Here is a 20,617-nt window from a genome sequence, read left to right as displayed (position 1 = left end):
CTCATGAACTCACGCCGCAAATTCCTCACGGACACCGCCACCACCGGTGCCGCCGCGCTCGCGCTGTCGGCCTTTCCACCGAGCATCCGACGTGCCCTGGCCATTCCGGCCAACAACAAGACCGGCACGATCATGGACGTCGAGCACGTCGTGATCCTGATGCAGGAGAACCGCTCGTTCGACCACTACTTCGGCACGCTCAATGGCGTGCGCGGCTTCGGTGACCGCTTCACCATTCCGCTGCCCAAGGGGCTGAACGTGTGGCAGCAGAGCGATGCCTCGGGCAAGCCGATCCTGCCCTACCACTTCGACAGCCGCAAAGGCAATGCCCAGCGCGACGGCGGCACGCCCCACGACTGGAACGACAGCCAGAACGCGTGGGACAACGGCCGCATGTACCAATGGCCGCGCTACAAGACCAACAAGGCGATGGGCTACCACAAGGAGGCCGAGATCCCCTTCCAGTTCGCGCTGGCGAATGCCTTCACGATCTGCGATGCGTACCACTGCGGGATGCACACGGGCACCGACGCGAACCGCTCCTTCCACCTCACCGGCACCAACGGCGCGACCGCGCAGAACGTGGCGTTCGTCACCAACGAGTGGGACTGGATCGAAGGCAAGCCCGCATCGGCGAACACCGGCTACACGTGGAAGACGTATGCCGAGCGCCTCGAGGACGCGGGCGTCAAGTGGATCAGCTACCAGAACATGCCCGACGAGTGGGGCGACAACATGCTGGGCGCGTTCCAGCAGTTCCGCCAGGCCAACCTCGCCTCGGGCTTCCCTGTGTCCAGCGGCGGTGCGCCGAACAAGCCCTATGCAGACACCGGCCAGGCATTGCCGTACCACGCCTACGACGCGGCCAGCGACAACGCAAGGAACCCGCTCTACAAGGGCGTGGCCAACACGCTGCCGGGCACGCGCCCCGAGGAATACCTGGACGCCTTCAAGCGCGACATCCGCGAAGGCAGGCTGCCGCAGGTCTCGTGGATGAACGCGCCGTCGATCTACTGCGAGCATCCGGGGCCGTCGAGTCCCGTGCAAGGCGCGTGGTTTCTGCAGGAAGTGCTGGACGCGCTCACCGCCGTGCCCGAGGTATGGAGCAAGACCGTGCTGCTCATCAACTTCGACGAGAACGACGGCTACTTCGACCACGTGCCTTCGCCCTCGGCGCCTTCGCCCAACGGCGATGGCAGCTATGCCGGCAAGACCACGCTGCCCGTTTCGGACCTGGGCGCCGAGTACTTCACGCACCCGGCACCGGCCGGCAGCGGCAAGCAGCCCAAGCCCGACGGCCGCGTCTACGGCCCGGGCCCGCGCGTGCCGCTGTACGTGATCTCGCCATGGAGCCGCGGCGGCTGGGTCAGTTCGCGGGCCTTCGACCACACCTCGGTGCTGCGTTTTCTGGAAACGCGCTTCGGCGTGAAAGAGCCGAACATCTCGCCTTTCCGGCGCGCGGTGTGCGGCGACCTCACCAGCGCCTTCAACTTCGCCACGCCCAACAACGAAGCGCTGCCCACGCTCACGGGCCGCACGACCAAGGCCGATGCCGACAAGCTGCGCAACGACCAGCAGGCGCTGCCGCAGGTGCCGCTGCCGCTCGATCCGCAGCTTCCTCGTCAAGCGACCGGCACGCGGCCTTCGCGTGCGCTGCCCTACGAACTGCACGTGAGCGCGAAGACAGACACGATCGGCGGCAAGGTTCAGTTGCTGTTCTCGAACACAGGCAAAGCGGCCGCCGTGTTCCACGTCTACGACAAGCTCAACCTCGACCGCCTGCCGCGCCGCTACATGGTGGAGCCCGGCAAGATGCTCGACGACGCATGGACCGCGATGACCGACAACAGCGGTTTCTACGACCTCTGGGTGCTCGGTCCGAATGGCTTTCACCGCCACTTCAGGGGCGATCTCAATCGCCTGCGCTCGGGCGATGCGCCGGTTCCCGAGGTGCGTGTGTGCTACGACATCGCGAACGGCAACGTCTATGTGAGCATGCGCAACGACGGCAAGGCCCCTTGCAAGTTCACCGTGCGTGCGAAGGCCTACCGCGACGACGGCCCGTGGACCGCGACGGTCAACGGCGGCGCCACCACCGACCAGCACTGGGAGCTTGCGGCAAGCGGCCAGTGGTACGACTTCGCGGTGACCTGCGATGCCGATGCCAGCTACTACCGCCGCTTCGCGGGTCGCGTGGAAACCGGCAAGCACACGGTGAGTGATCCGGCGATGGGCTTGGCCGATCTCTGAAAATGTGAAGGGTGGCAGCCCCGGGGCGTGTGCACAGGCCACCGGGTACTCCCCTCCGCGAATGTCCCCCGGGCTTCGCCCTCCTCCTTGATTTCGCTGCAGGGAGCACCCGATGCCCTGCGCACCGGGGCACGCTGCTGGTGATCCGCGATCCACGACCGCTCTGAAGCGCTCGCGCTGATGGTGGGCCCTGTTTCGCGAAATCAAGGGGGAGCCCGAAGGGCGGAGGACATTCGCGAAACAGGGCCCGCCGTCGGCGTGAGTGCCGCCCTGAAAAAGAGCACAACGCGCCCCTCGAATGCATCGCGAACAACCCCGATCGTTTCGCACGCTTACACCTCGCCCCCTCAAGTTCATGGCGATGTCATAGGCACTTTCTAGCCTCGAGCGCAGCGGCCTCCACGACGTCCTTGGAGCCCCCGCCCCACACTTCAAGAGGATCTCCCCCGATGCGACTTCTTTCCTGTTCCGCGCGGCTGGTACCCGCATTGATCGTGGCCTGCGCACTCTCCGCCTGCGGTGGCGGCAGCGACGCAGGCGGCTTCTTCGGCGGCCTGCCCGCTGCCGGCACGCCGCCCGCAACCACGCCGCCCGATACTGGCGTCAAACCCGAGATGCGCTGCGCGCCCTGAACGTCCTTGTCAAATATCAGAACAACACAGCCATGACCTCACGTCGCAAGTTCCTCACAGGCACCGCCACCACCGGCGCTGCCGCACTCGCGCTCTCGGCCTTCCCGCCCAGCATCCGCCGCGCGCTCGCCATTCCCGCCAACAACAAGACCGGCACGATCATGGACGTCGAGCACGTCGTGATCTTGATGCAGGAGAACCGTTCTTTCGATCACTACTTCGGCACGCTCAAAGGCGTGCGCGGCTTCGGCGACCGCATGACCATCCCGCTGCCCAACGGCCTGGCCGTGTGGCAGCAGCTTGACGACACCGGCAAGCAGGTGGTGCCCTACCACCTCGACGCGACCAAGGGCAACGCGCTGCGCGTGAGCAGCACGCCGCACACATGGGTCGACTCGCACAACGCCTGGGATGGCGGTCGCCTCTATCAGTGGCCGCGGTTCAAGAAGGTGAGCAAGACCGCGCCCTACACGCAGTCGATGGGCTACCTGACGGAGGCCGAGCTTCCGTTCCAGTTCGCGCTGGCCAATGCCTTCACGATCTGCGACGACTACCACTGCGCGATGCACACCGGCACGCACGCCAACCGTTCCTTTCACTGGACGGGCACCAACGGGCCGACCGGCGCCAACGTGGCCTACGTGAACAACGTCAACGCGTGGAGCTCGACCGGCCCGTCGACCGAAGGCTACGAATGGAAGACCTATGCAGAGCGCCTGCAGGAAGCCAAGGTCAGCTGGATCGTCTACCAGAACATTCCCAACAACTACGGCTGCAATCCGCTGCTGGGCTTCAAGCCGTACCGCAAGGCGAACGAGGCTTCGGGCAAACCGGTGAGCACCTCCGGCGCGCAGGGCTCGTCACCGGCCTATGCACCCGGCGACGACGCCGGCAACCCGCTCTACAAGGGCACCGCCAACACGCTGCCGGTGGCCGACCAGGCCGCCTTCGATGCGGGCGCGATCTTCGATGCGTTCCGCGCCGACGTGAAGGCCGGCCGACTGCCGCAGGTGTCGTGGATCATTCCGCCGGATGTGTACTCCGAACACCCCGGCCCGTCGAGCCCGGTGCAGGGCGCCTGGTACATCCAGCAGGCGCTGGACGCGCTCACCGCGGTGCCCGAGGTGTGGAGCAAGACGGTGCTCATCGTCAATTTCGACGAGAACGACGGCTACTTCGACCACGTGCCATCGGCCTCGGCGCCCTCGCCCATTCCATCGGCCGACCCGGGCGCGAAGGCCTTCGCCGGCAAGACCACGATGTCGGACGCGGACCTGAGCTACGAGTACTTCAACCATCCGGCGCCAGCGGGCATACCCACGGCCCAGCCCACGCCCGACGGGAATGTCTACGGGCCCGGCATGCGCGTGCCGATGTACGTGATCTCGCCGTGGAGCCGCGGCGGCTGGGTCAATTCGCAGACCTTCGACCACACCTCGGTGCTGCGCTTTCTCGAAGCACGCTTCGGTGTGAAGGAAACCAACATCAGCCCGTTCCGCCGCGCGGTGAACGGCGACCTCACGAGCGCCTTCAATTTCGCCACGCCGAATGAAGAAGCGCCGCCCACGCTCGCGGGCCGCCGCAGCAAGGCCGAGGCCGACCAGCTGCGCGCCGCGCAGGACGCGCTGCCGCAGGTCACGCCGCCGGGCGACGGCAAGCTGCCCGTGCAGGCCACGGGCACGCGGCCTTCGCGCGCGCTGCCCTACGAGCTGCATGCGAGTGCCAAGGTCGACACGGCCGGCGGCACGGTGCAGCTGCTGTTCGCCAACACGGGCAAGGCCGCGGTCGTGTTCCACGTCTACGACAAGCTCAACCTCGACCGCCTGCCGCGCCGCTACATGGTGGAAGCGGGCAAGTCGCTGGACGACAGCTGGACCGCGATGACCGACAACGCCGGCGCGTACGACCTGTGGGTGCTCGGGCCCAACGGCTTTCATCGCCACTTCAAGGGCAACCTCAACGCCGTGCGCGCGGGCGATGCAGCGGTGCCCGAAGTGCGCGTGTGCTACGACGTCGCCAATGGCAACGTCTACCTGAGCATGCGCAACGACGGCGAGGCCGCCTGCAAGTTCACCATCCGCGCGAAGGCCTACCGTAACGACGGGCCGTGGACCGCGACGGTGAACGGCGGCGCTACGACCGACCAGCACTGGGAGCTTGCGGCAAGCGGCCAGTGGTACGACTTCGCTGTGACATGCGACACCGATCCCGCCTACTACCGTCGCTTCGCCGGCCGCGTGGAGACCGGCAAGCACACGGTGAGCGACCCCGCGATGGGCATGCCCGAGCTCTGAAAGTCGCGCGCAAAATGCCGGCATGCTGATCCTCCGACATGCCGACATCCTCGTCACCATGGACGCCGCCCGGCGCGAGATCGCCGACGGCGCCGTGGTGACCGACGGACCCGCTGTAGCCTGGGCCGGCCCCACCGCCGAACTGCCCACCGCCTGCCTCGATGCACTGCGCAACGGCCAGGCAGAAGCCATCGACATGCACGGCCACGTCGTGGTGCCGGGCCTGGTCAACACGCACCACCACATGTACCAGAGCCTCACCCGCGCCGTGCCCGAGGCGCAGGACGCCGAGCTCTTCGGCTGGCTCACGAATCTTTATCTGCTGTGGGCGCGCCTCACGCCCGAGATGATCCGCGTCTCGACGCAGACCGCGATGGCCGAGCTGATGCTCTCGGGCTGCACCACCACCAGCGACCATCTCTATCTGTTCCCCAACGGCTCGAAGCTCGACGATTCGATCGAGGCAGCCGACGCGATGGGCATGCGCTTCCATGCCGCGCGCGGGAGCATGAGCGTGGGCCGCAGCGCCGGCGGCCTGCCGCCCGACGAGGTGGTGGAAACCGAAGAAGCCATCCTGCGCGACAGCGAGCGCCTGATCGACCGCTGGCACGACCCTTCGCGCCATTCGATGCGCCGCATCGTGCTGGCGCCCTGCTCGCCGTTCTCGGTCTCGCGCGACCTGATGCGGCTGTCGGCCGAACTCGCGCGCGAACACGGCGTGTCGCTGCACACGCATCTGGCCGAGAACGACAACGACGTCGCCTATTCGCGCGAGAAGTTCGGCATGACGCCGGCCGAGTACGCCGAAGACCTGGGCTGGGTGGGCCGCGACGTGTGGCACGCGCACTGCGTGAAGCTCGACGAAGCCGGCATCGCGCTCTTCGGCCGCACCGGCACGGGCGTGGCGCATTGCCCCTGCTCGAACATGCGGCTCGCCTCGGGCATCGCGCCCATCGGCGCGATGCGGCGCGCGGGTGTGCCGGTGGGCCTGGGCGTGGATGGCAGCGCGTCGAACGACGGCGCGCACATGCTCGGCGAAGCACGGCAGGCCATGCTGCTGCAGCGCGTGGGCTACGGCCCCGCGGCGATGACGGCGCGCGAGGCGCTGGAGATCGCGACGCTCGGCGGCGCACGTGTACTGGGGCGCGACGACATCGGCGCGCTGGCGCCGGGCATGTCGGCGGACATCGTGGCCTTCGACATGCGCGGCGTGGCGCATGCGGGCGCGTGGCACGACCCGGTGGCGGCGCTGGTGTTCTGCACGCCGGGAGCGGCTTCGCTGAGCGTGATCAATGGCGAGGTTCGCATTCGCGATGGGCGCTTTGCAGCGCTGGAATTGCCACCCTTGCTGGCGAGGCACCGGGCGCTGGCGCGAACGCTGTACGAGAGCGCCCGCCACCCGCATACGGCCCTGTGACGCACGTCGAATGCGTACTTTTGAATTACGCGTGAACCCTGATTGCCAAGCCTCGGGCCGCTCCGCAGAATCCGCCCACTAAATAGAACGGGCGTTCGATTTAGAAGGCCATTCCCCCACGGCCTCCCGAGATTCATAACAACAGGGCCTTCCCCGATGAAGCGCAGAGACATCCTCAAGTGGTCCGCCTCGGCGGGCGGTCTGGGCCTGCTGGCCGGCAAGCCGTCCACCGCATCGGCCGCGCTGCCGGTACTCAAGCCCACGCTGCCGCAGAAGATCGATCCGATCAGTGCCACGCTGCGGCGGCTCGAACTGGTCGGCCGGCAGGCCACCTACCTCTGGACCGAATCGCACATCAACCTCGCGGGCGTGCCGATGGGCGCGGTGGTGCCGGTGGGCGAGCTGCCGGCCGTGGAGCATCAGCTGAAGACGGTGTCGAAGGCGGTCGAGGCGGTGACCAATTTCGCGGCCTCGTTCGCCACCAGCGCGCTCGCCTCGGGCAGCCTGCAGTCGCTCGACAACCTGCGCACCCGCATCGCTGGGCTGCAGGCCACGTTCGACCAGCTGGCCGCGCAGAATGCGGGCCTTCTCACCCTGCCGGCGGCAGTGCTGGCGCTGCTGGGCACGCTCACGAGCAGCGTGGGCGATGTGGGCACGCAGCTCAAGCAGATTCACCACGACCTGCTCTCGCAAGGACCGCTGGGCGCGCTGAACGGTCCCAAGACGCTCGCGCAGTACGACGCGCTGTTCGTCACCATCGAGAAGCCGTCGATCTCGCAGATCCTGCACGACAACGACCTGTTCGCAGCCATGCGCGTTGCGGGGCCGAACCCGATGCTGCTGCAGCGGGCCACGTCGCTGCCGACCAAGTTCTCATTGGGCAACGCGCAGTACCAGCAGGTTATGGGCACCAACGACAGCCTCGCCGATGCGGCCGCTGCGGGCCGGCTCTACCTGCTCGATTACGAAGGCCTCGGCGACATGGCGCCGATCGGGCCCGTCGTGAAACCGCTCACGGGGACGGGCTACGTCTACGCGCCGATCGCCCTCTTCGCACGCCCGAAGAACGGCCGCTCGCTCGTGCCGGTCGCCATCCAGTGCGGGCAGGACCCGCTGCAGAACCCGATCTTCCTGCGCGCCGACGACACCACCAGTGCCGAGGCCTACTGGACCTGGCAGTCGGCCAAGACCGCGGTGCAGGTGGCCGACTTCAACTACCACGAGATGTTCGTGCACCTCGGCCGCACGCACCTGATGTCCGAGGCCTTCGCGATGGCCACGCAGCGCCAGTTCGCGACCGCGCATCCGCTCAGCCGCCTGCTCTCGCCGCACCTCGAAGGCGCGATGTTCATCAACGAGTTCGCGACGCTGATCATCATGGCGCCGCTGACCACGGGCGACGTGATCCTTGCCGCGCCCATCGAGACGCTGCAGCACGAATGCGGCCGCGACCGGCTGGCCTACGATTTTTACGATCGCATGATGCTGCCGAACGACCTGCGCACGCGCGGCGTGGACGACACGACGGCCCTGCCCGACTACCCCTACCGCGACGACGCGCTGCTGGTGTGGAATGCCATCGCGCAGTGGGTGGCCGACTACGTGGCCGTCTACTACCCGAGCGACAGCGACGTGACCGGCGACTATGAGCTCGCGGCCTGGGCCACCGAACTGGCGACGACCGGCAAGGTGAAGGGCTTCCGCGCGATCGCCACGCGCGCGCAGTTGGTCGACGTACTCACCGCGATCATCTTCAACGCCAGCGCGCAGCATGCGGCAGTGAACTTCCCGCAGTATTCGGTGATGACCTATGCGCCCTTCAGCGCGGGTTCGGGCGGCACGCCGGCGCCCACGACGAGCGCGGGGCAGAACGAGGCGAGCTGGTCGCAGATGCTGCCGTCGCGGCTCGCGGCGCAGGAGCAGATCCTGCTGTTCCACATCCTCGGGGGCGTGTATTACCGGCCGCTCGGCGAATACAAGGACAACACTTTTCCGCACCTGCCGGTGCTGCTCGACCCTGCCGTCGCGGGGCCGGGCGGGCCGCTGGAGCGTTTTCGCACGGCGCTCGCGGGCATCGAGAACACGATCCGCCAGCGCAACACCACGCGCACGCGGCCTTACGAGCACCTGCTGCCGAGTCGCATTCCCTCGAGCACGAACATCTGACGGCGTTCAGCGCCGCATGGTGTCCATCTGTGTGACGGGCGCGCTGTCGTTGCCCCACGAGCCGCGGATGTAGGTGAGCACGGCCGCCACTTCCGCGGCATCGAGCACCTGCCCGAACGGCGGCATGCCGTAGGGGCGCGGATTGCCCGCCGTCGATGGCAGGAAGCCGCCATGCGACACCACCTGGATGAGGTTCGTCGGCGGCGACATGTTCACCGCGCGGTTGCCTGCGAGCGGCGGATAGGCGCCGGTCGCGCCCTGGCCCTGGTCGCCGTGGCAGTAGGCGCAGCGCTGGTCGTAGATCTTGCCGCCGCGCGCCATCGTGCCGGCGTCGCGGCGGATGGGCGTTGGCGAGCGTGCGGGCTCGTCGGACTTGGGAACCTCGGGCAGATCCTTCAGGTAGCCAGCCATCGCCGTCAGGTCCGCCTCGCTCAGGTGCTGCGTGCTGCGGAACACCACGTCGGCCATCGGCCCCATCACCGAACCGCCCGGCGCGGTACCGGTCTTGAGCAGCGCCACCACATCGGCCGTGGGCCACCCGGCCACGCCGGCCTGATGCCTGTCGGTGAGCGACGGCGCATACCAGTTCTCCACCGCGATGAGCCCGCCCGAGAGGCCGAGCCTGGTCTCGGTCGCGCCCAGCGAATTGCGCGCGCCGTGGCACGCGATGCAATGGCCGAGGCCATCGACGAGGTACGCGCCGCGGTTCCATTCAGCCGGCTTGCCCGCGTTGGCGACGAAGGGCTCGGGCTTGAACGAGAGCGCGCGCCATACCGCCAGCGCGGCCTGCGTGTCGTAGGGAAAGCGCAGCCGGTGCGCGAGGTTCGGCGCGGGCGCAGGCGCCACCGTGCGCAGGTACGCGTAGATGGCGTCCGAGTCTTCGCGCGTCACCTTGGTGAAGCTCGGGTACGGAAACGCGGGGTAGAGCAGGCGCCCGTCCTTGCTGCGGCCGTTGTGCATCGCGCGCCAGAAATGCGCGCTGCTCCAGCCGCCGATACCGGCCTTGGCGTCGGAGGTGAGGTTGCTCGAATAGATGGTGCCGAAGGGTGTCTCGATCGGCAGGCCGCCCGCGTAGGGCTGGCCGCCGCGTGTGGTGTGGCAGCCCGCGCAGTTGCCGGCCAGCGCGAGGTAGCGGCCGCGCTCGACCTGCTGGGGCGTGGCGTCGAAGGCTTGCGCTTGTTCGGGCAGCGGGTCTTCGCCGCGCAGGTTCATCGCCACGAGCACGCCGACGCACACGGCCGCCAGCACGATGAGAGTCAGGAGGGTCCAGCCGAGGTGTCGCAGTTTCATCGGCGGCTCACTTCGGCATGCCGCCGCAGGCGACGGGCAAGGGTGCGGGCAACGAAGCCGCGGGTTTGGTATTCGCCGGCATCGGCTGCACCGCCAGCCAGCTCGCAACGGCGTTGATGTCGGCCGTGGTCATGTGGCGGCCGACTTCGGCCATGCAGTCCGGTGCCATCGCATGCCGCTCGCTCGTGAGCCACGCGCCCAACTGCGAAGACACATAGAGCCGCGGCAGCCCGAGCAGCCCCGGGATGGCCGGCTGCACGCCGGTGAGCGCCGCGCCGTGGCATTGCACGCAGGCCGGGATGCCGCGTGCCGCATCGCCTTCGAGCGCGAGCTTGCGGCCGCGCTGCAGTTGCTCGGGCGTGGCGTCGCTGTTGGGGGAGATCGGCGGGTAAGGCAGGTCGAGCCCCGCGAAGTACTCGGCCATTTCGCGGAGATACGCGTCCGAGAGGTGCTGCACCATGTACGCCATGTCGGCGTTGAAGCGGCGGCCGTCGCGAAAGCTCACGAGCTGGTTGAAGAGATAACCCGCGGGCTTGCCTGCCAGCCGCGGGAAGAAGCCCGCGTTGGTGGTCGCGCCTTCGCGGCCGTGGCAGGCGATGCACGCTGCCACGCGCTGCTCGATGGTGTCGGGCACGGTGGCCGGTGGCGCGGCACTCGCCACGCCTTGCATGAGGAACAGCAGCGCGAGCGCGAAGGAGCGGAGAGCGGCCGTCATGTGCCCGCCACGAAGCGCGCCAATGTGATCAGGCCCGCGACCAGCAACAACACCACGAACAGCGCGACGCCGATCAGCGGCAGGATGCCGACCTGTGCGGTCCGCTCGTCGGCGTCGGCGCGGCGCCCGCCCAGCCCGATGAAGCTCCAGAGAACGGCGCGCACCGCGCGCATGAGAGTGGACATGCACCGACTGTGCCCCAAACGGCTTCGAAAAAACAGATGCAGATCTGGCCCGATTCACCGGTGCAGATAAAGTCCGCGCCATGAAACGCTATGAAGCTCTCGCTGCCGACATCGAGGCCTCGATCCGCAACGGCACCCTGAAGACCGGCGACCGCTTGCCTTCGGTGCGCCACACGGGCCAGAGCCGCGGCGTGAGCGCATCGACGGTGTTCCAGGCGTACTACCTGCTGGAAGCGCGCGGCCTCGTACGGGCGCGCGACCGCTCGGGCTACTACGTCACCGGCGGCGGCCTGCGCGATGCGCCGCCCGAATCCACCCTCACCTCGCGCCCCGCCGACGGACCGATGTCGCTCGACGTGAGCGACCGGGTGTTCGACATCCTCGAAGCCAGCATGTCGCGCAAGGTCGTGCCCTTCGGCTCGGCGTTTCCGAGCCCGCTGCTGTTTCCGCTGGCGCGGCTCGGCCAGTTCATGGCCGCGAGCGCCAAGTCGCTGGACCCATGGAGCACGGTGGACGACCTCACGCCCGGCAGCGCGGCGCTGCGGCGGCAGATCGCGCTGCGGTATCTGGCCGATGGCATGCAGGTGCCGGCCGAAGAGATCGTCATCACCAACGGCGCGCTCGAGGCGCTCAACCTGTGCCTGGCGGCGGTCACGCGGCCGGGCGATGCGGTGATCGTCGAGTCGCCCACCTTCTACGCGGCACTGCAGGCGCTGGAGCGCATGGGGCTGCAGGCCATCGAGGTGCCGACGCATCCGGGCGAAGGCATCGACCTGGGCGCGCTGGAGGCGGCCATCGCGGCGCACAAGCCCAAGGCCTGCTGGCTCATGACGACCTTCCAGAACCCGCTCGGCAGCCTGATGCCCGATGCGAAGAAGAAGGCACTGGTCGCACTGCTCGCGCGCCACGAACTGCCGCTGATCGAGGACGACGTGTACGCCGAGCTCTACTTCGGCGACCGCAAGCCCGCTCCGGCCAAGGCCTTCGATACGCAGGGGCTGGTGCTGCACTGTTCCTCCTTCTCGAAGTGCCTCGCGCCGGGCTATCGCATCGGCTGGACTTCGGCCGGGCGCTTCGCGCGCAAGGTGGCGCGACAGAAGCTCACGACCACGCTCAGCACCTCGGTGCCCGCGCAGCTGGCGCTGGCGACGTACCTGGAGAAAGGCGGCCTCGACAAGCACCTGCGCAAGCTGCGCCAGACGCTCGCGATGCAGCAGGCGACCTTCGCGCAGGCGGTGGGGCATTACTTTCCCGAGGGCACGCGCGCCACGCGACCCCTGGGCGGCTACTTCCTGTGGGTCGAACTGCCGGCGCAGGTGGACGCGCTCGACATCCATCGCCAGGCGCTGGCGCTCGGCATCAGCGTTGCGCCGGGGCCGATCTTTTCAGCGACGCGCGCCTTCACGCATTGCCTGCGGCTGAACTACGGCCACGCGTGGAATGCCCAGAGCGAGAAGGCTATGCGGACACTGGGCCGCCTGGTGTCCGAAGCCGCAGGCGGTACAGCCTGAACAGCAGGAACGACGCGATGGCGAGGTTCAGCAGATTCCAGCCGATGCCGTTGATGAAAGCCGCGTGGTAGCTGCCGGTCAGGTCGAAAACCTTGCCCGACATCCATCCGCCCAGCGCCATGCCGAACAGCGAGAACATCAGCACCGTGCCCACGCGCGCGCCGGCTTCCTTCGGCGGAAAGTGCTCGCGCACGATGATCGCGTAGGCCGGCACAAGGCCACCCTGGAAAAGGCCGAACAGCGCCGAGATCACATAGAGCGACACCAGCCCGTCGAACGGCAGGAACAGGAGCAGCGCGATGCACTGCAGCACCCCGCCCAGCAGCAGCGTGCGCAGGCCACCGATGCGGTCGCAGATGGCGCCCGACACCAGCCGGCTCACCACGCCGAAGCCCAGCATCAGCGACAGCATCATCGCGCCCTGCGTGGGTCCGTAGCCGAGGTCGCCGCAATAGGCCACGATGTGCACCTGCGGCATCGCCATCGCCACGCAGCAAGCCACGGCAGCGACGCACAACAGGGCTTGGGCTGTGCCCATGCCGAGGCCGAAGGGCCGAGTCATGTCGCGCTGCGGCAAGGTACTCGATGCGTTGCCGACCGGCGCGGCAGCCACTGCCGGTGGCCGCGCGCGGAAGAAGAGCGCGAGCAGTGCCATCGCGACGCCGCAGAAGATGCCCATGCCGATGTAGGTCTGGCGCCAGCCGACCGTCTCGATGAAGTGCTGCGCGATGGGCGGCCAGATGGCGCCGGCGACATAGTTGCCGCTCGCGCACACCGCCACCGCGATGCCGCGCCGCTTGACGAACCAGAGCGAGGTGTCGGCAACCAATGGCGCAAAGGCGGCTGAGCTGCCGAGCAGGCCGACCAGCAGGGCCTGTGCGATGGTGAACGAGACGATGCCGCCCGAGAGCCCCGTGGCGATGTAGCCCGCGGCGAGGAAGACCGAGCCCATCAGCAGCGGCCACATCACGCCGAAACGGTCGGCCAGCTTGCCCATGAGCACGCCGCCGAAACCGAAGCCGAGCATCAGCCAGGTGTAGGGCAGCGAGGCATCGGCACGGTCGATGCCGAACTCGGCCTGCACCGCGGGCAACATCACCGAGACCACGTACATGCCGCTGCTGCCGACCGTCATGATCAAGAGCGTGAGTGCCAGGCGCAGCATGGCGTAGCGCGAATCCGCCGCGTGGGCGGTTGTCTCTGAAGTCGTCGTCATTGTTTTTCTCCGCAGCGAGGATACCCCTCGGCGCGAAGATGCGAGCGCGCAATGGCCGGCGGCACGCGGCTGCCTTCGCGCGCGAAGCGCGTATCAGCCTGTGAACACGGCCGGCAGCACGACGTTCGCCGAAGCCTTGGGCATCGGCCCACCCGGCTTGGGCTTGTCGTCGCAACCAGCCGCGATGAGGCCGATGCAGAACAGAAGAGCAAGTGCTGTGCTTCTCATCCGGAAGATGCTATGCCTGCCGACTTGCCCGTCAAGTCGGACACCGCGCCGACAAGGACCTGTCGGCTACCGGCTTCTCCAGGCCTGCGTGTGTTTGAGCGCCCAGTGCCCGGCCAGCGCGAAGACGCCACGCCCGATCGCTGCGGTGAGCATGATCAAGGAAGCCATAGCGGCCGCAGGCGCCACGTCGCCGGCATCGTCCATGTTGAGCACCGCGATCGCGGCCAGCGTGGTCTGCGGCGAATAGAGGAACACGACGGCCGAGACGGTGGTCATCGCGTTGACGAAGAAATAGCCGCCCACGTTGAGCACGGTCGGCAGCGCCACCGGCAGGTGCACGCGCCAGAGCGTGTGCCAGAACGGCACGCCCATCGATTCGGACACCAGCTCGTACTCGCGGTCGAGCTGGCGCAGCGCGGTGAGCGAGGTGAGATGCGCCACCGAGAAGAAATGCGCCACCGTGCAGATGACCAGGATCGTCATGCCGCCGTACAGGCCGTTCAACGGATTCGACGGCGAGATGAAGAAGAAGATATAGCCCACGCCCAACACCAGACCCGGCACCGCGAGCGGCAGGTTGGCGAGCAGGTTGAGCACCTCGCGCAGCAGGCCGAAGTGGCGCGGCTTCTCCACGAGGTAAGCCGAGACGAAAGTGACGAGCGCACCCGCCACCGCGGCGCACAGCGCGAGGCGCAGCGAGTTGAAGTAGCTGCCCCATCCGCCGCCGTCCATGTTGCTGAAGTCGTAGTTCTTCAGCGATGGTGTGAGCTTGTAGGGCCAGTAGGTCGCGAGCGATGCGAACACCGCCATGCCGATCATGACCAGGATGGCAGAGGCCGTGAGCGTGCAGAACACGAGCAGCGCGCGATCGCGCGTCTTCACGGGCTCCGGTTGATAAGGCGTGGCACGCGCCGAGAGCGCCGCGGCCTGCTTGCTGCGAACGTAGCGCTCGACCAGGAAGGACAGCACCGCCGGAATCAGCAGCACGAGGCCGACCACCGCGCCCATCTGGAAGTTCTGCTGGCCGACCACCTGCTTGTAGATGTCGGTCGCGAGCACGCCGGTCTGGCCGCCGACCACCTTGGGCACGCCGAAGTCGGTGATGACCAGCACGAAGACCACCATCGCGGCCACGATGAGGCCGTAGCGAGAAGACGGCAGCGTCACGGTACGGAAGATGCGCCAGCGCGAGGCGCCCAGCGTCTCTGCCGCTTCATAGAGGCGGCCGTCGGAGGTGGCCATGGCCGTCGTGAGTATCAAGAGCGCATGCGGCAGCGTCCAGAACACCGAGCCGAGCACGATGCCCAGCGGCCCATAGATCGAGGCATCGCCCATCAACCCTTTGAAGAGGCCCTGGTTGCCGAAGAGGTAGACGAGGCTGATGGCCGGCAGCAGCGAAGGCGCGAGCAACGGAACGAGCGCCACCGCACGCAGCGCGCCCTTGGCCGGCATGCACGAGAGCGTGAGCGCATAGGCGTATACATAGGCGATGGCCGTGCAGATCACCGCGCTGATCGCGGCGAGCCACAGGCTGTTGAACGCCGACTGCACGAGCGCCGGGTTGTCGAGGTAGCGCGCGAAGTTCGCGAGGCCGACAAAAGCGCCCGCGCGATCGAAGAAGCTCTGGCCGACCAGCGCGCCCACGGGCAGCGCGACGATCACGACCAGCAGCAGAACGACCAGGGCAACGGCCGCGCCGGTGAGCCAGCGCTCGCGGTCGAACGCGCTGCTGCGCGGCATCGCCACCGGCATTGCGGCGATGGCGCCGGGAAAACTGCTCATGCTCAATGCGCCAGGACCGACAGCGCATTCAGCGGCAACTGGATGTGCACCATGCTGCTCGGCACCAGCGGCTCTTCGCCGCCATAGCGCGCATCGGCGGGCAGCTCGGCCTCGATCTCGATGCCAAGCGGTTCGCAGGCCAGCCGCGCCGAGGTGCGGTTGCCGAAGAATTCCGTGTCGAGCAGGCGCGCCGCAAAACTGTTCGCGCCGAGTTCGGTGCCGAAGCGTTTGACCACCACGTGTTCGGGGCGGATGCCCACGGTGGCCTGAGAGCCCACGCTGAGGTTGCCGGGCGCGCAGAACAGTTCGCTGTCGCGCACGCGCACCTTGCCGTCGGCCAGCACGGTCGCGGGCAGCATGTTCATGCGGCCGACAAAACCGGCCACGAAGCGGGTGCGCGGCTGGCGGTACAGCTCGTCGGGCGTGCCGGCCTGCTCGATGCGGCCGTTGTGCATCAGCACCACGCGGTCGGCCATCGAGAGGGCTTCTTCCTGGTCGTGCGTGACCATGATCGTGACGATGCCCAGGCGCTTCTGCAGCGCGCGGATCTCGCTGCGCAGGCTCGCGCGCACTTGCGCATCGAGCGCGGAGAGCGGCTCGTCGAGCAGCAGCAGGCGCGGGTTCGGCGCGAGCGCGCGCGCCAATGCGATGCGCTGCTGCTGACCGCCCGAGAGCTGCACCGGGTACTTGTCGGCGTGCGCGGCGAGGCCGACGAGGTCGAGCATCTCGCGCGAGCGCTTGGCCATCTCGCGCGCCAGTGCGCCGGTGGGGTGCAGGCCATACGCGATGTTCTGCGCCGCCGTGAGGTTGGGAAACAGCGCATACGACTGGAACACCACGCCGAAGCCGCGCGCCGCGGGCGGCAGGCCCGCGATGTCCTGGCCGCCGAGCAGGATCTGCCCGCTGTCGGCACGCTCGATGCCGCACACGATGCGCAGCAGCGTCGTCTTGCCGCAACCCGAGGGACCGAGCAGGCACACGAACTCGCCCGGCTCGATATCGAGATCGATGCCGTCGAGCACGCGGGTGGCACCAAAGGATTTGCCGATGCCGCGGAGAGAAAGAAAGCTGGTCATGTGCTGCTGTCCGGAAGCCGGATTACATGGGCTTCTTTTCCGACTTGGATTCGTAGCGCTTCGACCATTCGGTGAGGATGCGGTCGCGGTTCGCGGCAGCCCAGGTGAAGTCGTTCTTGGCGAGCAGCTTCTCGACATCGCCCGGCACGAACTCGAGCTTCTCCTGGATGCCCGGCAGTGCGAGCACGGCGAAGTTCTTCGCGTAGAGCTCGTTGGCCTGCTTGGTCACGGCCCAGTCGGCCAGGGCCTTGGCGGCGTCCTGCTTCTTGCTGGTCTTGATGATGCCGGTGGCTTCCATGTCCCAGCCGAGGCCTTCCTTGGGCAGCACGATGTCGATGGGCGCGCCGTCGCGCTTGGTCTTGTTGGCGCGGTATTCGAAGGACATGCCGAGCGCGAACTCGCCGGCGCCGGCCTGGCGGCAGGGCTTGCTGCCCGACTGGCTGTAGATGCCGATGTTCTGGTGCAGCGCGTCCATGTACTTCCACGCTTTTTCTTCACCCATCATCTGGATCCAGCCCGACACCATCAGGTAGCCGGTGCCCGAGGCGGCCGGGTTGGGCATCGTGATCTGGCCCTTGTAGACCGGGTTGGCGAGGTCGGCCCAGCTGGTGGGCTTGGGCAGGTTCTTCTTCGTGGCTTCGGCGGTGTTGAAGCAGATGGCCGACGACCAGACGTCCATGCCGACCCACTTGGGCGGATTGGCCGGATCGCGCATGGTGGGCTTGATGGCTTCCAGCCCCTTGGGCGCGTAGGGCTGGAGCATGCCTTCCTTGTCCAGCAGCATCAGCGAGGTGGCGGCCAGGCCCCACACCACGTCGGCCTGCGGGTTGGCCTTTTCGGCCAGCAGCTTGGCGGTGACGATGCCGGTCGAGTCACGCACGAACTTCAGCTCGATGTTCGGGTTTTCCTTTTCGAAGGCTGCCTTGTAGGCCTGGACCTGGTCGGCTTCGAGCGCGGTGTAGACCAGCAGTTCGGTGCGGCCTTGCGCGGAAGCGGCGAACGCCAGCGAGAACAAGGCGGCCGGCACGGCGGCACGACGGATGAAGCGAAGCAGCATGATGGGAAATCCCCGGGATGATTGAGAAGTACGCGGACGAAAGTACGCACGGCGTAGCCGTGAACGCGGCGATGCTGGCAGCGGCGTGTGACAGGGGTTTGTCAGATGCGTCAAGCGAATGTCATGGCGCGCGACGCCCGGCTCGGCTCGGCTCGGCTCGGCTCGGCTCGGCTCGGCTCGGCTGCGCAAAACAGTTAATTCGACCTTGCGGCCAGGTTTCAGGTCCGTTTAAGAAACATTTGTCTACTATGGTTCCTCACGATGTCCGGCGCACGAGCGCCCAGCGAGGAAACCTGCATGTCTTCATCCGTCACGGCGCGAGCCGCCACGTTCGCCCAGGTACTGAGGCGCGTCTTTGCGCTTGCGGCGCCTTATTTCAGGTCCGAGGAGAAGTGGCGCGCGCGAACCATGTTCGCGGCGATCGTCGCGCTCAACCTGGCCTACGTCTACGCGCTGGTGCTATTTAACCAGTGGTACGGGCGCTTCTACGACGGGCTGCAGAACAAGGACGCGACCGTGTTCTGGCGCGAGATCCGCGTGTTCTGCGTGCTGGCCTTCTTCAACATCCTGCTGCAAGTGCTCAAGTTCTACGTGACGCAACTGCTGCAGCTGCGCTGGCGCACCTGGATGACGCGCGACTACATGACGCGCTGGATGGCCAACCGCACCTTCTATCACCTGGAACTCGCGCGCTATGCGAACAAGGAGGGCCAGACACCGGACAACCCTGATCAGCGCATCCAGGAAGACATGCAGCTGTTCACCGACTACACGATGACGCTGTCGATGGGCCTGCTCAACGCCGTGGTCACGCTGGTGAGCTTCGTCGGCATCCTCTGGGGACTGTCGGGCAGCTTCGAGTTCTCGATGGGCGGCACCACCTACCAGATCGTGGGCGCCATGGTGTGGCTGGCGGTCGCCTACTGCGTGGTGGGCACGGTGATCACGCACTTCATCGGCCGCCCGCTGATCGGCACCAACTTCCGCCAGCAGCGCTTCGAGGCCGACTTCCGGCATCACCTGGTGCGGGTGCGCGAATACAGCGAGGCGATCGCGCTGGACCGGGGCGAGAAGGTCGAGCACGGCCAGCTCGACACGCGCTTCGGCAGCGTGCTGCGCAACTACCTGCTGCTCATCAAGCAGCAGAAGAACCTGATCACCTTCACCTCGTTCTTCGGGCAGGCCGCGGTGATCTTCCCTTTCGTGGTGGCCGCGCCTCGTTTCTTCAGCGGCGCCATCCAGCTGGGCCAGCTGATGCAGATTTCGTCGGCATTCGGCAAGGTGCAGGACTCTCTGAGCTGGTTCGTGGACAACTACGACAAGGTCGCCGTCTGGCGCGCCACCACCGACCGCCTGACCACCTTCGACGACGCCATGCGCGCCCATGCGGCGCAGGCCATGCCGCTGGAACGCGCCGAGGCGGCCGAGCTGCGCAGCGACGACCTCTCGGTGGCGCTGCCCAACGGCACCTCGCTGCTCAGCGGTGCCACGCTGGCCGTGAAAGCCGGCGACAGTGTGCTGCTTCAGGGCCCCTCGGGCAGCGGCAAGTCGACACTGTTCCGCTCCTTTGCGGGCATCTGGCCGTTTGCCAGCGGCCATGTGAAGGTGCCGGACGATGCGGTGTTCATGCCGCAGCGCCCCTACGTACCCGACGGCAAGCTGCGCGACGCGCTGACCTACCCCAACCCCGCTGCCGATTTCACCGACGACCAGCTGCGCCAGGCCCTGACCGACGCCCTGCTGCCCGACTTGGCCAGTCGCCTCGACGACAGCGACTCATGGAGCCAGAAGCTCTCCGGCGGCGAGCAGCAGCGCCTGGCCATCGCCCGCGTGCTGCTGAAAAAACCGGCATGGCTCTTCGCCGACGAGATCACCAGCGCGCTTGACGCGCAGGCCGAAGGCGTGCTCTACAAGCAGCTCTCGGACACGGTGCATGCAGCGGGCGGCGCGATGGTGTCGATCGCGCACCGCGCCGCGGTCGGCGACTTTCATAACCAGCGCTGGACGCTGGTGCCCCAGGAAGAAGGGGCTGCCGGCCGCGCGCGCTACCGGTTGAATGTGTCTGCCGCTCAGCCCGCAGCGGCCTGACCGGAATAACGCTCCCAGCCCTTCTTGCGCAAATCGCAGGCGGGGCATTCGCCGCAGCCGTAGCCCCAGGCCTGGCGATGCTCACGGTCGCCGAGGTAGCAGGTGTGGGTCTCTTCCACGATGAGCTCGACCAGCGGCTCGCCGCCGAGGCGATGCGCCATCTGCCAGGTTTCGGCCTTGTCGATCCACATGAGCGGCGTCTCGATGACCAGGCGGCGCTCCAGCCCGAGCGAGAGCGCGAGCTGCATCGCCTTCATGGTGTCGTCGCGGCAGTCGGGGTAGCCCGAGAAGTCGGTCTCGCAGACGCCGGTGACGATCACCTGCAGCCCGCGCCGGTAGGCCAGCGCGCCGGCCAGCGTGAGAAACAGCAGGTTGCGCCCGGGCACGAAGGTGTTGGGCAGGCCGTCGGCCTGCATGGCGAAAGCGACCTCCTCGGTGAGCGAGGAGCCGCCGAGCTGGGCCAGCGCCGCGAGCGTAAGCACATGGTCTTCGCCCAGGCGCGGCGCCCAGTCGGGAAAGCGCTCGCGCATCTGCGCAAGGATGGTGCCGCGCACATCGAGTTCGACGCGGTGGCGCTGCCCATAGTCGAAACCCAGCGTCTCGACGCGCTGGTATTTCGAGAGCGCATCGGCCAGGCAGGTGGTCGAGTCCTGGCCGCCGGAGAACAGGACGAGGGCGGTGGTGTGCAGGGGCATGTCCGTCAGCGGGGC

16 protein-coding genes are annotated in these 20,617 nt (G+C 67.5%); 7 read left to right on the top strand and 9 right to left on the bottom strand.

The window, feature by feature from the left end:
* Positions 1-3: 3 nt before the first annotated feature.
* The 5 genes from M2282_RS15070 (at position 4) to M2282_RS15050 (ending at position 8,759) form a co-directional block, all read left to right on the top strand.
* The gene (locus tag M2282_RS15070; protein ID WP_280809582.1) at positions 4-2,250 is read left to right on the top strand and encodes a phosphocholine-specific phospholipase C; all 2,247 of its coding nucleotides are present in this window, start codon (positions 4-6) and stop codon (positions 2,248-2,250) included.
* A 449-nt stretch (positions 2,251-2,699) separates the two neighbouring features.
* A complete protein-coding gene (locus tag M2282_RS15065) occupies positions 2,700-2,882 on the top strand; it encodes a hypothetical protein (RefSeq protein WP_280809581.1) in 183 nt (60 codons plus the stop codon).
* Between the two features lie 32 nt (positions 2,883-2,914).
* A complete protein-coding gene (locus M2282_RS15060) occupies positions 2,915-5,176 on the top strand; it encodes a phosphocholine-specific phospholipase C (RefSeq protein WP_280809580.1) in 2,262 nt (753 codons plus the stop codon).
* 22 nt (positions 5,177-5,198) lie between these two features.
* On the top strand, positions 5,199-6,593 hold the full coding sequence (locus M2282_RS15055) for an 8-oxoguanine deaminase (RefSeq protein ID WP_280809579.1): 1,395 nt from the start codon (positions 5,199-5,201) through the stop codon (positions 6,591-6,593).
* Positions 6,594-6,749: 156 nt separating this feature from the next.
* Positions 6,750-8,759, top strand: a complete 2,010-nt coding sequence (locus M2282_RS15050) for a lipoxygenase family protein (RefSeq protein WP_280809578.1) — start codon at positions 6,750-6,752, stop codon at positions 8,757-8,759.
* 6 nt (positions 8,760-8,765) lie between these two features.
* On the opposite strand, the gene M2282_RS15045 is transcribed toward M2282_RS15050, so the two are convergent.
* The 3 genes from M2282_RS15045 to M2282_RS15035 are packed head-to-tail and all read right to left on the bottom strand — an operon-like array spanning position 8,766 to position 10,949.
* Positions 8,766-10,049: a c-type cytochrome gene (locus M2282_RS15045; protein WP_280809577.1), complete on the bottom strand. Its 1,284-nt coding sequence runs from the start codon at positions 10,047-10,049 to the stop codon at positions 8,766-8,768.
* A gap of 7 nt (positions 10,050-10,056) precedes the next feature.
* Positions 10,057-10,764, bottom strand: a complete 708-nt coding sequence (locus tag M2282_RS15040; protein ID WP_280809576.1) for a c-type cytochrome — start codon at positions 10,762-10,764, stop codon at positions 10,057-10,059.
* Positions 10,761-10,949: a DUF2970 domain-containing protein gene (locus tag M2282_RS15035; RefSeq protein WP_280809575.1), complete on the bottom strand. Its 189-nt coding sequence runs from the start codon at positions 10,947-10,949 to the stop codon at positions 10,761-10,763. Before M2282_RS15035 ends, M2282_RS15040 begins: the two co-directional genes overlap by 4 nt.
* 80 nt (positions 10,950-11,029) lie before the next feature.
* Between M2282_RS15035 and M2282_RS15030 the strand changes: the two genes are divergently transcribed.
* Positions 11,030-12,460, top strand: a complete 1,431-nt coding sequence (locus M2282_RS15030; protein ID WP_280809574.1) for a PLP-dependent aminotransferase family protein — start codon at positions 11,030-11,032, stop codon at positions 12,458-12,460.
* Here M2282_RS15030 and M2282_RS15025 read toward each other — a convergent pair.
* From M2282_RS15025 to M2282_RS15005, 5 genes are all read right to left on the bottom strand, one after another.
* The gene (locus tag M2282_RS15025) at positions 12,408-13,676 is read right to left on the bottom strand and encodes an MFS transporter (RefSeq protein WP_280809573.1); all 1,269 of its coding nucleotides are present in this window, start codon (positions 13,674-13,676) and stop codon (positions 12,408-12,410) included. The two genes, M2282_RS15030 and M2282_RS15025, sit on opposite strands and share 53 nt — an antisense overlap.
* A 93-nt stretch (positions 13,677-13,769) precedes the next feature.
* On the bottom strand, positions 13,770-13,904 hold the full coding sequence (locus M2282_RS15020) for a hypothetical protein (RefSeq protein ID WP_280809572.1): 135 nt from the start codon (positions 13,902-13,904) through the stop codon (positions 13,770-13,772).
* Between the two features lie 66 nt (positions 13,905-13,970).
* A complete protein-coding gene (locus M2282_RS15015; protein WP_280809571.1) occupies positions 13,971-15,686 on the bottom strand; it encodes a putative 2-aminoethylphosphonate ABC transporter permease subunit in 1,716 nt (571 codons plus the stop codon).
* 2 nt (positions 15,687-15,688) lie between these two features.
* Entirely contained in the window at positions 15,689-16,762 is a 1,074-nt protein-coding gene (locus tag M2282_RS15010) for an ABC transporter ATP-binding protein (protein ID WP_280809570.1), read from the bottom strand.
* 22 nt (positions 16,763-16,784) lie between these two features.
* Complete coding sequence (locus tag M2282_RS15005) at positions 16,785-17,819, bottom strand: putative 2-aminoethylphosphonate ABC transporter substrate-binding protein (protein ID WP_280809569.1); 1,035 nt, start codon at positions 17,817-17,819, stop codon at positions 16,785-16,787.
* A 297-nt stretch (positions 17,820-18,116) separates the two neighbouring features.
* Here M2282_RS15005 and M2282_RS15000 point away from each other — a divergent pair, with 297 nt between their 5' ends.
* On the top strand, positions 18,117-19,907 hold the full coding sequence (locus M2282_RS15000; RefSeq protein WP_280809568.1) for an ABC transporter ATP-binding protein/permease: 1,791 nt from the start codon (positions 18,117-18,119) through the stop codon (positions 19,905-19,907).
* Here the strand turns inward: M2282_RS15000 and queC are convergent.
* Positions 19,889-20,602, bottom strand: a complete 714-nt coding sequence (gene queC, locus M2282_RS14995) for a 7-cyano-7-deazaguanine synthase QueC (protein ID WP_280809567.1) — start codon at positions 20,600-20,602, stop codon at positions 19,889-19,891. The two genes, M2282_RS15000 and queC, sit on opposite strands and share 19 nt — an antisense overlap.
* Between the last annotated feature and the right edge of the window lie 15 nt (positions 20,603-20,617).

This window comes from Variovorax boronicumulans (genome assembly GCF_029892485.1).
Taxonomy (GTDB): domain Bacteria; phylum Pseudomonadota; class Gammaproteobacteria; order Burkholderiales; family Burkholderiaceae_C; genus Variovorax; species Variovorax boronicumulans_B.
The sequence above is the reverse complement of the archived record's forward strand: the minus strand, read 5'-3'. Positions and strand labels throughout refer to the sequence as shown.